Below are 16,013 nucleotides of genomic sequence, written 5' to 3' on the forward strand. Positions count from 1 at the left end.
CGTCAATAAAATGTATAGTCATTAGTCATTAGTCATTTGTCAAGAGTTATTCTCCACTACGCCCCTGACAGAACAAATGTACTAATGATATGCTATAATTCCGATACATTGATGTTGAAATCATAGTAGAGGATAAGCTCTGGTTGCTTGCTTTCCTGAGTGCCAAAATTTACGGCATTAGTTGAGTCTTGGGCTATGGCAACATCGATAAACAAAGCAGGTACGAGAGTTTAAAATAATTGAATCCTAAACTCGACTCGGTGCTACTAATTCACGTTGAAAGGCATTGAAGTCTATATTTCTATGTCTTACGAACCCCTGCACCACAAATATCGCCCTAAGAGTTTTGCTGAACTGGTGGGCCAAGAGGCGATCGCTACTACCCTCACAAACGCGATCGGCACAGCCAAAATCGCCCCTGCCTATTTATTTACTGGGCCAAGAGGTACGGGGAAAACTTCTAGTGCCCGAATTCTGGCCAAATCCCTCAATTGTCTCAAAGGTGATCAGCCCACCGCTGAACCCTGCGGCGTGTGTGAGGTTTGTCAGGGAATCACCAAGGGCTACGCCTTAGACGTAATTGAAATCGATGCCGCTAGTAATACTGGTGTCGATAATATCCGCGAGTTGATAGAAAAAGCCCAGTTTGCTCCTGTGCAGTGTCGCTACAAGGTTTATGTAATCGATGAATGCCACATGCTCAGTACCCAGGCCTTCAATGCGCTACTTAAGACACTAGAAGAACCACCGAGACACGTGGTTTTTGTATTGGCGACAACAGATCCACAACGGGTTTTACCAACAATTATTTCGCGCTGTCAAAGGTTTGATTTTAGACGCATTCAGTTAGAAGCGATGGTGAAGCATTTAAGTGCGATCGCATCTTTTGAAAACATTCATATTTCACCCGATGCTGTCACCCTGGTAGCCCAACTTTCTCAAGGAGGCTTGCGAGATGCCGAAAGTCTACTCGATCAATTGGGTTTATTAGCGGGTGAAGTCACACCAGAGCGAGTTTGGGATTTGGTGGGGACGGTAAGCGAACAGGACTTGTTAGCGCTTTTAAATGCGATCGCTCAAGATAAACCGGAAGCTGTTCTAGACTGTACTCACTACATTCTAGATCGTGGTCGAGAACCCCTAACTATTCTGCAAAATCTTGCAGCTTTTTACCGCGATTTACTCATAGCTAAAACAGCACCCAACCGCCACGATTTGGTTGCTTGTACTCAGCAAACCTGGACAGCGTTGGTTGAGTTTGCTCAATACTTCGATATCAGCACGATTTTAGCAGGACAGCAACACCTACGAACATCAGAAGTGCAAATTAAAAACACCACCCAGCCGCGTTTGTGGTTGGAAGTAACATTACTAGGATTGTTACCCAGTGCGACGGCGAATATTCAGGCACAAGCCCTAAGTGTAGCGCCGCGAGTTAATACACCTGCTGTATCTTCAAGCTATCCTCCAGTAGTTGCCCAAAATCACCCAGTCTCTTCTGTACCTCTGGCTGAACCGAAAACAAATCATAATTCTGTATCTGTCAATCATCAAGCGACTGTCACTTCATCTTCCTCAGTTGAACAGCAAACAAATCACAATTCTGTTGCTAACTCAGTTTCACCACCAACCTCAGAACCTGTTGCTGTTCCTGTGCCACCTGCGAATATTGAACCAGTAACTTCAGAGGTTGTTGGCGAAGCAGAATATGACTTAACTCAGATTTGGCAACAAGTGCTTGCCAACCTTCAGCCAAAATCAAGGCAAGAAATGCTGCGTCAAATGAGCCAACTCATCGAGTTTGACGGTGTTGTGGCTCGAATTGCTATTAAACAGGCATGGTATGACAAGGGAAAATCTTATCTACCGATGATTACGGCAGCTTTCCAGCAAACTTTCCAGCATGAAATCCAGATAAATATAGAAAAAGGGATTTCTTCAAACTCTAACTCAGCCAAAAAAAATCCTCCGCCAAAAGATTCTACTCGCGTTCAGCAGCCACCCACACCTAGCTACAACCAGCAAATTTCGCCTCCTCCAGCGCCAACACCACAGTCAAACACGTCACCATCAGCATCGACAGCAGCAAAAAATGGAAATGGCATAAATGGAAATGGGACAAATGGAAATGGGACAAATGGAAATGGGACAAATGGAAATGGGGCAAATAGAAACGGGGTAAATGGAAATGGGGCGCAAACTTTGCCTCCACCCCCAAAACAAACACCCGCACCTGATTGGGAACCTGACGAAGTAGCGATCGCAGCTCAACGTATAGCAGAATTTTTCAATGGACAAATCATCCGTTTTGCAGATGATTTTCCAGAATTCTCTGATTCCATAACTACACCTGAGTGGGTAGAAGAATCAGAGGTGGATGATGAATAAAAAAAATGCAAAATTATTTTTGGTAATTTTGCATTATAAATTTTTAATTTTTAATTTTTAATTCCCCAAAGGGGCTATTCCCCATTCCCAGTATGCAAGGTTTTTACCCATTTCAGGCGCTTTGGTCTTACCGACATCCGGGCAGTAGTACTGCTCATGACCACTAACCAGTGCAACATATATAAACTGCCACGCAGGGTTTGCACCAGCATCGTAAGATATGTAGAAAGTGGGAATTTTTGATCTTGACGTACCCGCTTCAGACCTGTAAACATTCCTACCATCGACATAGAAATAGACAAACCTGTGATCGGACTTAACATGGGTGGACGATGACGAGCGATCGCCATTAATAAATCTGGGATTGCTGCTGTCGGTAAGATATACATAATCAGCATAAAAATCAGCAAATCCCAGCTTTTGCGTGTTCCCATGCGGTTTTTGAGAATTAAATCCCAATAATCCAAATAGCGTTGATATCCGCCTTCTGCCCAACGGTTGCGCTGATGCCAAAGTGAAACTGCACTCGTTACTCCTTCTTCTTGCACCGCTGGATGGAAAACACATTCAATATCCCATTTATCCAAATGTAAGCGGATTGTCAAATCCAAATCATCGGTAATGGTTTCTTCATTCCAACCACCGCAGCTTTCCAAGGCGGAACGCCGGACAAATTGACCATTTCCCCGCAGTTCGCCAATGCCACCAAGGGCACTTCGTTGTTGCTGAAACCAGGTATCAAGTGCCATTTCTGCCATTTGACCCTTAGTCCAAAAGTTTTGTTTAGCGTTGGCGATCGCTTTTCGCACCTGCACCGCCCCCACGTTTTCTCTTTGAAATAAAGGTATTACCTGTTGCAGCAAGTCTGGTGTGACTTGGGCATCAGCATCAAATACTGCTATAATATCGCCCTTTGTCAGCGGCAATACCTGATTCAACGCCCCCGATTTACCACCAGTAGCGTCTGCTGAACGCCTTAGTACTTTCAGTTGGTCGTGTTTCTGTTCGAGTTCTGCTAATAAATGTGGTGTACTATCACTGCTGTGATCGTCAATTATCCAAATTTCGTACTGCCCACCTGGATATTCCAGATTACAAAGATTTTTGACTAATTTAGCAATTACCGCTTCCTCATTTTTCGCAGCCACTAGCACAGAAACAGAAGGCAAATCTCCCTGTATTTCTTTTGGATACCGACGGGATTTAGTAAACACCACCACCAAAGCATGAAATCCTAGAATGGTAGTTAGTCCTAGAATAAAAATGGAAGCCCAAGAAACTAAATGTAGAGCGATCGTGCCACTCCAGACGATAGTCAAGACTAGAGCTGCTTTGCCTCTACGACCTTGAAACCGGGGTGTTAGAGATACAGGATCTGTCTCTAACACTGACTCCTCATCTGCTGATAGGTCAGATAACAAGGAGTTGAGCGGATCAAGCTCTTGATAAGAATCTTCTTCGGGCCAGGAATTCGCTGGCATAGGTTAGGTTGCTTGATTCAAAAATCAGTATTTGTCTACAGTTAGTAATTTTACGGACAAATATCCCTAAGCTACTTTTCCCGATATTAATCGGAATGGGCAAACTGCAATACCCGCTATCCCTAAGCCAAAAGCCACTGGGACTACCTTTGTTGTCACCGCCACTCTGCGTAATTACCTCGCATTAAGCACGTTTGCTACTCTTAGACAGAGGCTTGATTCCTTTGATAGCCACTTGGGCAGGAAGCTTCTAGAGTCGGACTTTCTCTAATGAGAACTCCGGTTTGGGCAAAGTAATAGCAAGGTAGCAGCAGCTTGTTGTTGGGAGAAACAGCAATGATAACATCCACAACTTTACAGTAGGGATTTTTAGTGTTATCGTTCCCAGCTTCGATAAAAGTTAATGCAGCATTATTGTAACCGAAATTTTAATATTTCTTAGCAGTAACTTCATTTATTAAGCATGGGGCATTGGGCAAAACAGTTCCTCTTTTACGAGTTCCCAGTCCTGAGTAAAGATTGGCATCAACATAACCACCAACACTTATTTGCCACAAAGTCGCGATCGCTGAAGCCACTTTTGGGGTCAGTAGTTTACTTGTTGTTTCAGTTGAAAGAGAAGTTCAAGAAAGCAAACTAGCAGAATTAACATCCAAAAATAATGTCGCTTGGGATTGTTGACGAAGAATAGAAGCCGGACAGTCTATACTTATAGACCCCTGCAACATTTCTTTTACCACATTCGCTTTCCGTTTTTCTGGAGCAAGACAGATAATTTTTTTAGCTGAACAAATCGTCGAGATGGTAACAGTAAAAGCATACTGTGGGACAGTTTCTAGATTCGGAAAGTGACCTGTGCTTACTTGTTGTTGACGGTTCACTGCATCTAGTTTCACCAGTTTTACGCTGTAAGGATCTTGAAAATTTGCTACTGCTGGATCGTTAAAAGCCAAATGTCCATTTTCGCCAATACCAAGACAACACAAGTCAATTGGTTGTGCTTGTAGTAGTTTAGTGTAGCGATCGCACTCTGCCACTGGTTGCAGTGTATCACCTTCTATATAGTGAAATTGCTTAGGAGCAACCCGCTTTTCTACACGTTCTCGCATATAGCGCCGGAAACTGGCAGAATGGTCAGCAGTAATTCCCAAATATTCATCTAGATGGAACAGAATAATCCGTGACCAATCTACACCACCCAATGCAATCAAAGCATCGAGAAATTTGAGTTGGGAGTTACCTGTTGCTAACAATACAGCGGCTGTATCCTGAAGATTAAGAACTTGCTGTAAATGCTTTTGCGCGATTTCGGCAACATCCTGGGCCATTTCGACTTCAGAGTTGTAAATCTGCACTAGTAGGTCATCAACGCGAAAAAAGTTTGTAGCGGCTAGCATTTGCTTACACAGAAGGTTATCAATTATACGGTAGTTTTTTGCTCGGCTCTACCTGTCTGTCCTTACATGCCCTATTCAGTATAAATTTTAGATTTAGCAGATTAATTTACGGCTTTTTGCCTTGTATTGACCAAGCAACAATTACTAAGGACAAAAAAACAATGTAAACTATTTAAATTAAGTTAACAATTATTTACATTTTACCCAAAAATCATGCTGGCTGCAATTCTTTTTGACCTAGACGGCACTATTGTCAACACTGACCCCATACACTACCGAGCTTGGCAGGAAATGCTGTTAAATTACAGCATAGAAATTGACGAAAAATTTTATAAATCCCGAATTAGTGGGAGGTTAAATCCAGAAATTGTCAAAGACATTCTGCCACAATTATCAGCAGCAGAAGGGCAAAAATTTGCAGACGAAAAAGAGGCGTTTTTTCGCAAACTCGCCCCGGATCTCAAACCGCTGAATGGATTTTCTGAACTACTAGCCTGGACAGATACACATCAGTTAAAACGAGCATTAGTAACTAATGCCCCTAGATTAAATGCAGAATTTATGCTGGAGGTTTTGGGAATCAAAGAAGCTTTCCATACAGTTGTTTTAGCGGATGATTGTATAGCAGGTAAACCCGACCCTGCACCCTACCAAGTTGCCTTAAAGAAGTTGGGGATTCAAGCAGAAGAAGCGATCGCTTTAGAAGACTCTCCTTCTGGGATTCGGGCAGCAGTGAGCGCAGATATCCGCACCATTGGTATCGCGTCCACCCACGATCCGCAAGTTTTGCAGGAAGTCGGCGCATTTATGGCAATTCCAGATTTTACTGATTTGCAGTTGTGGACATTTTTGAACTCACTCATCGAGCAAGATTCAAGTGCGATCGCTTCATTAGTCAAGAAAACTCTATAGCGATCGTTCGTATGCAATATACTCTGACCTCTCTTCTAAAAGAGAGAGGCTTTGAATCTTGCTCCCCAACGCTAGCTCTTATATCAAGTGCGGTTAATTACTTATGATTACCGCATCCGTGCAAAAGTCAGGAAAACCTCTTTCTCCCTGCCCCCTGCACCCCTGCGGTCTAAATGATAAGTCTTTACCCGAACATGATATTAAGGGGCTGAGGATTAGGTCTGTCTATCGCTCTTCCATCAGTCCTGGGAAAAGCAATCGCTGCAAGGCTTACAAGACTTTGGTTTTCAGATTTTAGCTATATTCTTGAATTTCTATTAGAAAATAAAGCCTCAAACCTTGATTGAGTGATAGTTTCAGTTTTCTGCTTCGATTATTGTTTGATGAGAGTGATGGAAGAGCGCTATATTGGACTCAACTGAGAAAGGCTATATATTCTGACTCCCAACTCCTCACTACTAACTTATTTCTCAGCCATAATTGCATAAATTTCTCGTTTAACTTGCTCTAAAAGCTCACGCACCCGATTTATTCGCTCCATATTGCCACTGCGAGCAACCTGCACCACAACAGCAGCTAATTCTGTTGCAGCATTCCGCAACTCAATAAACTCTTGGGGCTTACCTGTCACAAAACTTTTGAAGGTATCCCAAGGAGAGTCTGAAGTTTCCTGTTGGGAACGTTCTGCCAATAATTGTCTACCCTCATCCGTAATCGTATAAATCCGCTTGCCACCTTCCTGTGTGCTCTTGAGATAACCTCCTTCTTCCAGCAATTGCAGTGTTGGATACACTGAGCCAGGACTGAGGCGACGGAAACCACCATAGCGAGTTTCCATCTCTTTAATCAGGTCGTAACCATGACTAGGATGCTCGGATAACAATTCCAGCAGGATGAACTTGATGTCACCCCGACGAGTCCGGTATTCATCTCCCCAACCACGACCAAACATTTCATTCCCAAAGTGTTTCTCATGATGTCTACCATGATGGTTGCCATGATGGTTGCCATGTTGAAACCAAGACCTGACAAGCAATGAATCCTCTTCGCTAACTCCTGCCCATGCAGGTGCGCCAAAACGTGACCGAAAATGTCTAAACATAAATGAATCTCAAATCAACTTTCTCTAATATACGACATATCAGAATATATCGCGATATATCGGAATAGAATTTCGATGAAGATTTTTGAAGTATAAAAAGGACTGGGTACTGGACAAGAAATTCCTTTAAGATTTGGTTGGGTCTGAATCTCCATCCAAATCTGATATCCTCGCACAGCGGTATCTCTTCGTAAGAACAAAGGCGGTTGTTGTCTACCATATGTTCACGAGTCCTCGGAACAATATTGGATTTTCAACTCGCGGTGGATTTCAAAGTGATGCAGAGCGAGATGAACAAATGACACGTGATTCTCATCAAGATATTGTTTGGGTACGACCAGGTAGAGAGTAGTCTGGGACACAGATGAACCTAGACAGACGTGTGAAACTTCAGACTTAGTGTGACTGCTATCAAGTGGAAGCGATGCCTATGGCAACCTGAAGCAGGAACACTGCAATTATCCCAGCCGAGAGTAGCTGTTGCAAAAATACTTGTATTAAAAATTTTAGTTTCTTGATTATCATACACGATATTTTGACTTTTAAAGTATAAAATACAACAGTAAAAATACTGCCTGTAAGCTGCCCTAGCATTTCAAAAAGCAGGATTAAGCCACGAGAAAAAATATTTATCCTAAAATCCAATATTCAGTAAATTTACGTATGCATATTTAAGTCTTCTCAATGAATAGTAGAATTAGCCCATACAGGAGAAGACTGTGACGCTCTTAAACGAAGCTCAAGTAGAGCAACTAAAAGAAATAACCACACACTTGCGACAAGTAAGACAAGAAAAATCCATCCGCATAGAAGAAATAGCCGCTCAAACACTCATCAGAGCAGGTGTTTTGCACGCTTTAGAAGAAGAACGATTTGAAGAATTGCCTGAGCCTATTTTTGTTCAAGGATTCATCCGTCGCTATGGAGATGCTTTAGGACTGGATGGAAATGCTCTATCGTACACCTTTATAAGCAATGTTGTTCGCCAAGACTCCAATAACGATCATAAGAATTCAGACAACAAACCAAATACATACATACCTCTTGTTGTTACCTACATTCTATTATTAGTAGCTGCATCTGCTGGTCTTTTATATACACTTAATCCACCACAAATTGCATCTGAATCCCTGACTCCAGAAGTAAATGCTCAACAGTCAATAGTTATTAATCAGTGAACAGTAATCAGGTTGACAAATGTAGAGGGTTACGGGAGATGGGGGGATGAGGGAGCAACGCCCCATCCCAATATCCATTTTTAAGATATTTGCGGTTTACGCAGATGCCAAGTAGTGGATTGCTCATAGGCATAAGCTACCTGAAACAGTTGGTCTTCTCGCAGCACATTGCCAATTAGCTGTAATCCTATCGGTAGCCCCTGATCATCAAAACCACATGGCAAACTTAAACTAGGTAAACCAGCAAGATTTACAGGAATAGTCATTAAGTCAGTTAAATACATACTCAAGGGGTCAGTAGTTTTTTCCCCTGCTTTGAATGCTGTAGTGGGAGATGTAGGACAAACTAACACATCAACCGCACCAAAAGCCTTTTCAAAGTCTTGCTTAATCAAGGTACGAACTTTTTGCGCTTTCAGGTAGTAGGCGTCATAATAGCCAGCCGAGAGGGCGTAAGTGCCAATCATAATCCGGCGTTTGACTTCTGTACCAAAACCAGCGGCGCGGGTACGAGTGTACATCGATAGCAGATTATCCGCATCAGGAGCGCGATAACCATATTTAACGCCATCGTAACGAGCCAGGTTTGCTGATGCTTCTGATGGGGCGATAATGTAGTAGGTAGGTAAGCCATAGCGAAACCGGGGACAGGAAACTATATGAATCTCCGCTCCCAAACTTTGTAGTACATCTACTGCTTTGGTAACAGCTTGTTCCACTACAGAGTCTAAACCTTCACCAAAAGTTTCTTTAATGATACCAATTCTTAGCTGACCTCTGGGTTTGAAGTCTGGTTTCAAGTTAGCAGCATAGTTGGGAATGGCAACTTTCAGACTGGTAGAGTCTTTGGGATCGTAACCTGCGATCGCAGTCAATAATATTGCTGCATCTTCTACCGTATTTCCAAATGGCCCAATTTGATCTAAAGACGAAGCGTAAGCCACCAAACCATAACGCGAAACCAAACCATAAGTTGGTTTCATCCCCACAACACCGCAGAAAGACGCAGGTTGGCGAATCGAGCCGCCAGTATCAGAACCGAGAGCAACTACACATTCTTGGGACGATACCGCCGCCGCAGAACCTCCCGAAGAACCACCTGGAATTCGTGACAAATCCCAGGGATTAGCTGTGACTTGGTAGGCAGAGTTTTCTGTAGAACTACCCATTGCAAACTCATCCAAGTTGGTTTTGCCTACCATTACTGCCCCAATATCTGCCAGTTTCTGCGTCGCCGTTGATTCATAAGGCGGCACGAAATTTTCCAAAATCCGGGAGGCACAGGTGGTAGGAACTCCCTTGGTACATAAATTGTCCTTGATACCTACAGGAATCCCTGCTAGCAGCCCAATTTCTTCTCCCACAGCAATTTTGGCATCCACAGCACCTGCCTGCTCTAATGCCCGATCTGCTGTCACACATAAAAAGCTGTGCAATTTTGGCTCTAACGCTTGAATGCGCTCTAAAGCTTCTTGGGTAATTTCAACGGCAGAACGTTCTTTCTTAACCAGCTGTTGGTGCAACTCGCGGATGGATGCCATGATTGCTCTCTTTGTGACTCAAGTCATTGATTCTAGTACATATTGGTCAAGATTGGGTATTGGGTATTGGGTATTAGTTATCCCGCTTATCCCCCTTGTTTCCCTCATCTTCCCCTGCTTCCCCTGCTTCCTCCATTCCCCACTCCCTACTGCCCACATATCTGAAGTAAGCGGATTAGTATGTATTGAAATGTGTTTAATAAGTTTTAAAAACAGCAAATACATGGCTATTAACTGTCTATTAAATAGGTTACCGAAGTTTTGATATATTGGCTACTTTTTGTGTAAGAGTATAGCAGTGTTTTCTAGTGATATAATTTTGTATTATAAACGCTATCAATACTACAAGATTCATAATTCTATCAATTAATTAATTTCGCAAAAATTTTTTCAGGGGTAGGGTAGGATGATCAAAATAGTCACACGTAAATATTTAGGCAAACAAAATGTCTATGACATTGGGGTTGAGCGTGACCATAATTTTACGATTAAAAATGGCTTAATAGCTTCCAACTGTTTTAATAAATCCCATTCTACTGCCTATGGTTATGTAACTTATCAAACAGCATATTTAAAAGCTAATTACCCATTGGAATATATGGCAGCACTGTTAACGGCTAACAGTGGTGATACCGATAAGGTACAGAGATATATTACTAACTGTACAAATATGGCGATTTCCATAGATCCGCCAGATATTAATCGTTCTGGTGTTGATTTTACGCCAACGGCAGGCAAGATTCTGTTTGGATTTTCGGCAGTGCGTAACGTGGGACAAAATGCGATCGCTTGTATTTTGGAAGCGAGAAATGAGACAGGAGAATTTAAAACACTCGCTGATTTTTGCGATCGCGTGGATTTGCGTGCTGTTAACCGCCGAACCCTGGAGTCTTTGATTTACTGTGGAGCTTTTGACAAAATCGAAGCCAACCGCCAACAGTTAATTAACGACTCAGAATTAGTGTATGATTGGGCACAATCTCGCGCTAAAGACAGAGCTAGTGGTCAAGGGAATCTATTCGATTTATTGGGCGATGGGTTTTCTGCAACTCAGAATAAAAGAGCAAATAATGCCTTTGAAACTGCTCCCAAATCTAAACCTGTGACAGATTTACCCCCACAGAAAAAGTTGCAGATGGAGAAAGAATTATTAGGCTTTTATGTGTCAGATCATCCCCTGAAATCCTTACGGCAAATAGCACCACTTTTAACTCCAATTAACCTATCGCAACTGGGAGAACAAAGGGAAGATACAAGACTTTGTGCAGTTGTCATGTTGAATAACGTCAAAAAAGTGGTGACAAAAAAAGGCGATCAGATGGCAATTCTGCAAATAGAAGACCTCACTACACAATCAGAAGCTGTAGTTTTTCCGAAAACTTATGAACGCATTAGTTCCTTACTGCAAGTTGATACTAGATTGATTATTTGGGGCAAAGTAGATCGGCGTGATGAGCAAACTCAATTTATTCTTGAAGATGCAGAGCCAGTGGAAACAGTACAAATGGTGATGGTGGAATTAAATCCCCAGCAAGCAGGTAACATGGAAGATTTACATCGCTTGAAAACAATTTTGCAAGACCATTCAGTAGACAAAGAAAAGGCAAAAATGCCAGTGATTGGAATTATCCAAACTGAAACTTCTCGTAAACTTGTTCGCTTAGGTTGGCAATTTTGTGTACAAGATTCTCGAATAACTGTTCAAGCTTTGCAAAATGCCAGTTTTCCTGCTCATATAAAATCGCTGACTGGTAGCTGACACCAGAAGTAAAAAATCCACCAATACTGAAAAGCAGCTTAAGAATTAGTTTTATTGAACTGTCAACAGTAAATTGTCTTAAGTATTGAGGATTTTAATCGTTTTTTTAGTTACTTATGCGGATGATAATTTCCTTGAGGGAGTGGTATCTTTTTATGCTAATACCCTTAAGGCTGCGACTGGGGGAAGGAGTTAAAACTTAGATGATCGTCAACGAGCTACATAGATTTGTTTCATACTGTAAAAAAATTCAACCCCAAACTCACGATGACATTCAAAAATTTTTTGAAGGAGTAATCTTGTTTCCTTATGATAAGGAACTTCTATTGCAAGCTTATTTATTTCTGAATATTAAAGAATTGTTCCCCTCGTGCGCTGAATTGCTGTTATTTGAAAAGTCTCCAATTTCAGATTATACAGATTTAGGGAAGTGTGATTTTGTCTTTCTAACCTTTAAAGGTAGTCTCTTTTTAATTGAAACTAAGTTTATTGATACAGAAGCAACTGGAGCAACAGAACGAAAAAGAAGAAATAAGCATAGAAACAAGGTATTTGAGCAAGTTATTACTCTAAAAGGTAGATTTAGCGAATATTGGAATATGAGGCTAGATCAATTAGAGTGCGGGGTTTTCACAACAGATGCAGAAGTTGCTTGGCGAGGAAATGGTGTGAATGTCACATCTAAATCAATATCTATAGATAAGCTCGAACAATGGCGAAGAAGTTATCACAGTAGTGAAAAATTTTTATCTCATCAAGATGGGTCAAAGTTTGAGGAGAAGGTTAACTTGAAAGGTTGAACTAAGACCCAAATATAGTTATTACAGTGAATGGTGTATGGGGCATAAAAGTAATTAACAATGCCACATACACCAACCCAGAGAAATTATCTGGGTTTTCCTTCCCATCAATCTTTACTGCCAAACATAGATAAGGACAAACAAAATAATCCAGATAACATCGACGAAGTGCCAAAACAATGAAGTTGCATTCACGCCGAAGTGGCCTGTATCGTAATTGCCAGGTAGGAAAGAACGTACCAAAATTATCAACTGCAACAGGATACCAGTGAAAACGTGCAAACCGTGGAAGCCTGTAAGCAGATAGAAGGTTCCACCAAATACCCCGGAGGTGAAACCAAAGGCGAGGCCGTTCCATTCAATCGCCTGTCCAACTAAAAAGTAAGTTCCCATTGCCATTGTTGCCAATAGAAACAGGCGAAATTTTACTAAATCGTGGCGTTGAAGGGCGCGTTCTGCTAAATAAATTACAAAGCTACTAGCAACAAGAATTACTGTGTTGATTGCCGGTTCTTTTACTTCTAGTCCAGAAACACCTGCTGGTAGCCAGTTAGGGGTTGTTGTTTTGTAGATGGCATATCCGATGAAAAAACTTAAGAAAATGACGCTTTCTGACAGTAGGAAGACAATGAAGCCAAACATTTTGTTGCCTTCTTCATCGTGGCTGTGTTCTGCGGCTGTGTGGGGCAATTCGTGGGAATTGATATAGCTGTCCATTTTGGTTTTTGAGGGGGAGTTTGAAACGCAAAGGTACGCAAAGGGAAGCGCGGAGGTACGCGGAGGGTTTTTGCGTCTTCCCGATAGTTTGCGTTTATTCTGGGAGGTTGGCTGTTAGGGGTTCTGATTTGCCGTAGCCGTAGGGTTCGGAGATGATGATGGGAGTTTCTTCAAAGTTTTCTACTGGGGGGGGTGAAGAAACTAACCACTCTAGTCCGATTGCTCTCCAAGGGTTAGCGGGTGCTTTCTCTCCTTGCATCCAAGAAATCACCATGTTGAATATGAAGGGCAAGGTGGACATTCCTAAGAGAAATCCACCGAGGCTGGCGATGATGTTCCATAATTGATACTCTGGGGCGTAGGAAGCAACTCGGCGTAACATTCCTTGCAATCCCAAGGGGTGCATGGGCAAAAAGTTGAGGTTGGTGCCGATAAAGGCTAACCAAAAGTGGATTTTACCCCAGCTTTCGGAGTACATCCTTCCGGTCATTTTAGGGAACCAGTGATAGATGGCTGCAAATAAGCCCATCGTCACGGTGCCGTAGAGGACGTAGTGGAAATGTCCGACTACAAAGTAGGTATTGTTAACGTGGACATCAACGGGCACGGAGGAAAGCATAATGCCTGTGATTCCGGCGAAGACAAACATGACTAATGCACCCAAGGCAAACAGCATGGCGGTATTTAGCCGCAGTTTACCGCCCCAAATAGTTGCTACCCAAGCAAATACTTTAATTCCTGTGGGGACAGACACGCACATCGTTGTCAGCATGAAAATCAACCGCATCCAGCCAGGAGTACCGCTGACGTACATATGGTGTACCCAAACAATGCCACTAACTACGGCAATCAAGATGGATGAAACGGCAACTACTTTGTAACCAAATAAGGGTTTACGTGAATAAACTGGGAAGATTTCTGAGAAAATGCCGAAGACAGGCAAAATAATCACGTAAACGGCGGGGTGGGAGTAGAACCAGAAGTAATGCTGGAACATCACTGGATTCCCACCTTTGGCGGGGTCGAAAAAGGCGGTGCCAGCTGTAAGGTCAAGTAGCAGCATCACCGCACCAGCTGTCAGTGCTGGAAGTCCAAATAGTTGGATGATTTGGGCGCTAAATACTGCCCAGACAAACAACGGCATTTTGAAGAAGCCCATTCCTGGGGCCCGCATCTTGACGATGGTGGTGACAAAGTTCACTGCCCCCATAATTGAGGATACGCCGGATATTGCTACTGCTAACAGCCAGAGAACTTGACCATTAATTAAGTTACCTGTGGGATTCTGGAGACTGACTGGCGGGTAAGACCACCAACCGGCTTGGGCTGGGCCACCAGGGACAAAGAAGCTACCCATCATCAAAATCCCAACTACTGGTACCATCCAAAAGGCGACAGCGTTCAGGCGGGGAAATGCCATATCTCGCGCCCCAATCATCAGGGGTACTAGATAGTTAGCAAAACCAACCAGTGAGGGAAATGTCCACAAAAACAGCATCACAGTGCCGTGCATGGTGAACATACCGTTGTAGACGGTGCGATCGACTAAATCTGATTCGGGTGTCATCAGTTCTCCCCGCATCACCATCGCAAAGATACCGCCGACGAGAAAGAAGAAGAAGGAGGTAACGAGATACTGGATACCAATTACCTTGTGGTCAGTACTAAAGCTGAAGTATTCTTTCCAATTACTTGGAGATTCGTGGTTATGCTTCTCATCAGGGAGAAGGATACCTTCAATAGGAACATTAGTCATGGTTACTTTCCTTTCAACCAGGAGAATTGACTAGAGGAGGTGCAGCAGGTGGAACTGTAACCCAACCTGTTTGGACTGATTGATGGGATGTTTGAGCATACTCAGAAGCTGCTTGATTATTTGCTGGGGATGGCTTTTGAGTTGCAGCTTGCGCTAGCCACTGCTGATAATCTTCAGGAGATTCAACGACTACATTCGCTTGCATCGTCGCAAAGTATGTACCGCTGTATTGAGAATCGGTCAATCGGTATTTGCCGGGGCGGATGGGAGTAAATTCAAAGTCGATCGCATGGTTAGGAATAATATCCTGCTTGAGGCGGAATGCAGGAATATAGAAGCCGTGCAAAACATCCTGTGATTTCAGTGCTAAACGTATCCGGCGATCGCTTGGTAAATGCAATTCGGTACTGGTAATATCTCTTTCTGGGTAATGAAAAACCCACGCCCACTGTTTAGCTAGTACGTCGATTTTCTCAACGGGTTCTGCTAAGGCTTTAGCTGGTGCTGCATAAGCTGATTCCATTGCCAGCGGATTATGCAAGTGAACTATTTCCGATGGGCCTTGAATTCCCATTTGTTCGTAAACTTGGTAGCTGTAGCTTGCAATCCAAAAGACTAACAGAATTGGGATTGCTGTCCAGACAACTTCCAAGGCGACGTTACCTTCAATCGGGGGGCCGTCAGTGAAGTCATCTTTGACTGCCCGATGGAAGATGACAGAATACATCAGAGTACTTGTTACTCCCAAGAAGATGAAGGCACCGAGGGTTACTAAGAAGCTAATCAAATCATCAATGAGTAGGGATTCGGCTGCTGCTTGGGGAGGAAGCCAAGAGTAAGACTGCTTGCCGATCCAGAGACTGGTGGAAGTCACTGCGATCGCGCCTGTAAGCAGCGTCAAAATATTTAAAATCTTCTGGATTTTCATGGTCATTAGTCATTGGTCATTAGTCATTGGTCATTAGTCATTGGTCATTAGTCA

Annotated in this window: 14 protein-coding genes; 5 read left to right on the plus strand and 9 right to left on the minus strand. The window is 42.9% G+C overall.

What is annotated here, in order from left to right; translation table 11 throughout:
• Window positions 1-303 precede the first annotated feature (303 nt).
• On the plus strand, window positions 304-2,388 hold the full coding sequence (locus tag HWQ44_RS23275) for a DNA polymerase III subunit gamma/tau (protein WP_292723642.1): 2,085 nt from the start codon (window positions 304-306) through the stop codon (window positions 2,386-2,388).
• 74 nt (window positions 2,389-2,462) lie between these two features.
• Here the strand turns inward: HWQ44_RS23275 and HWQ44_RS23280 are convergent, their stop codons facing one another.
• The 4 genes from HWQ44_RS23280 to HWQ44_RS23295 all read right to left on the minus strand — a co-directional run bounded on the left by HWQ44_RS23280 (window position 2,463) and on the right by HWQ44_RS23295 (window position 5,266).
• Window positions 2,463-3,869 carry a glycosyltransferase family 2 protein gene (locus tag HWQ44_RS23280; RefSeq protein WP_292723644.1) on the minus strand — a complete coding sequence of 469 codons (1,407 nt, stop codon included), beginning with the start codon at window positions 3,867-3,869 and terminating at the stop codon, window positions 2,463-2,465.
• A 203-nt stretch (window positions 3,870-4,072) separates the two neighbouring features.
• On the minus strand, window positions 4,073-4,219 hold the full coding sequence (locus tag HWQ44_RS23285) for a hypothetical protein (RefSeq protein ID WP_292723646.1): 147 nt from the start codon (window positions 4,217-4,219) through the stop codon (window positions 4,073-4,075).
• A 78-nt stretch (window positions 4,220-4,297) separates the two neighbouring features.
• Entirely contained in the window at window positions 4,298-4,447 is a 150-nt protein-coding gene (locus tag HWQ44_RS23290; RefSeq protein WP_292723649.1) for a hypothetical protein, read from the minus strand.
• Between the two features lie 45 nt (window positions 4,448-4,492).
• Window positions 4,493-5,266: a glucosamine-6-phosphate deaminase gene (locus HWQ44_RS23295; RefSeq protein WP_292723650.1), complete on the minus strand. Its 774-nt coding sequence runs from the start codon at window positions 5,264-5,266 to the stop codon at window positions 4,493-4,495.
• A 213-nt stretch (window positions 5,267-5,479) separates the two neighbouring features.
• Between HWQ44_RS23295 and HWQ44_RS23300 the strand changes: the two genes are divergently transcribed.
• The gene (locus HWQ44_RS23300) at window positions 5,480-6,178 is read left to right on the plus strand and encodes an HAD-IA family hydrolase (RefSeq protein ID WP_292723653.1); all 699 of its coding nucleotides are present in this window, start codon (window positions 5,480-5,482) and stop codon (window positions 6,176-6,178) included.
• Window positions 6,179-6,641: 463 nt separating this feature from the next.
• Here the strand turns inward: HWQ44_RS23300 and HWQ44_RS23305 are convergent, their stop codons facing one another.
• Window positions 6,642-7,280: a PadR family transcriptional regulator gene (locus HWQ44_RS23305; protein ID WP_292723656.1), complete on the minus strand. Its 639-nt coding sequence runs from the start codon at window positions 7,278-7,280 to the stop codon at window positions 6,642-6,644.
• 719 nt (window positions 7,281-7,999) lie between these two features.
• Here HWQ44_RS23305 and HWQ44_RS23310 point away from each other — a divergent pair.
• A complete protein-coding gene (locus HWQ44_RS23310; RefSeq protein ID WP_292723658.1) occupies window positions 8,000-8,458 on the plus strand; it encodes a helix-turn-helix domain-containing protein in 459 nt (152 codons plus the stop codon).
• Window positions 8,459-8,538: 80 nt separating this feature from the next.
• On the opposite strand, the gene gatA is transcribed toward HWQ44_RS23310, so the two are convergent.
• Window positions 8,539-9,999 (minus strand): Asp-tRNA(Asn)/Glu-tRNA(Gln) amidotransferase subunit GatA, encoded by a 1,461-nt coding sequence (gene gatA, locus HWQ44_RS23315; protein ID WP_292723661.1) that lies wholly within the window; start codon window positions 9,997-9,999, stop codon window positions 8,539-8,541.
• 406 nt (window positions 10,000-10,405) lie between these two features.
• Between gatA and HWQ44_RS23320 the strand changes: the two genes are divergently transcribed.
• Window positions 10,406-11,758 carry an OB-fold nucleic acid binding domain-containing protein gene (locus HWQ44_RS23320; RefSeq protein WP_292723664.1) on the plus strand — a complete coding sequence of 451 codons (1,353 nt, stop codon included), beginning with the start codon at window positions 10,406-10,408 and terminating at the stop codon, window positions 11,756-11,758.
• Between the two features lie 203 nt (window positions 11,759-11,961).
• The gene (locus tag HWQ44_RS23325) at window positions 11,962-12,558 is read left to right on the plus strand and encodes a hypothetical protein (protein ID WP_292723666.1); all 597 of its coding nucleotides are present in this window, start codon (window positions 11,962-11,964) and stop codon (window positions 12,556-12,558) included.
• 114 nt (window positions 12,559-12,672) lie between these two features.
• Here HWQ44_RS23325 and HWQ44_RS23330 read toward each other — a convergent pair whose 3' ends face one another.
• The 3 genes from HWQ44_RS23330 to HWQ44_RS23340 form a co-directional block, all read right to left on the minus strand.
• Window positions 12,673-13,275 (minus strand): heme-copper oxidase subunit III, encoded by a 603-nt coding sequence (locus HWQ44_RS23330; RefSeq protein WP_292723669.1) that lies wholly within the window; start codon window positions 13,273-13,275, stop codon window positions 12,673-12,675.
• A gap of 94 nt (window positions 13,276-13,369) precedes the next feature.
• Window positions 13,370-15,031, minus strand: a complete 1,662-nt coding sequence (gene ctaD, locus HWQ44_RS23335) for a cytochrome c oxidase subunit I (RefSeq protein ID WP_292723671.1) — start codon at window positions 15,029-15,031, stop codon at window positions 13,370-13,372.
• Between the two features lie 13 nt (window positions 15,032-15,044).
• Entirely contained in the window at window positions 15,045-15,959 is a 915-nt protein-coding gene (locus HWQ44_RS23340; protein ID WP_292723677.1) for a cytochrome c oxidase subunit II, read from the minus strand.
• Between the last annotated feature and the right edge of the window lie 54 nt (window positions 15,960-16,013).

The organism is Nostoc sp. JL34 (assembly GCF_017114945.1).
In the GTDB taxonomy this organism is placed as follows: domain Bacteria; phylum Cyanobacteriota; class Cyanobacteriia; order Cyanobacteriales; family Nostocaceae; genus Nostoc.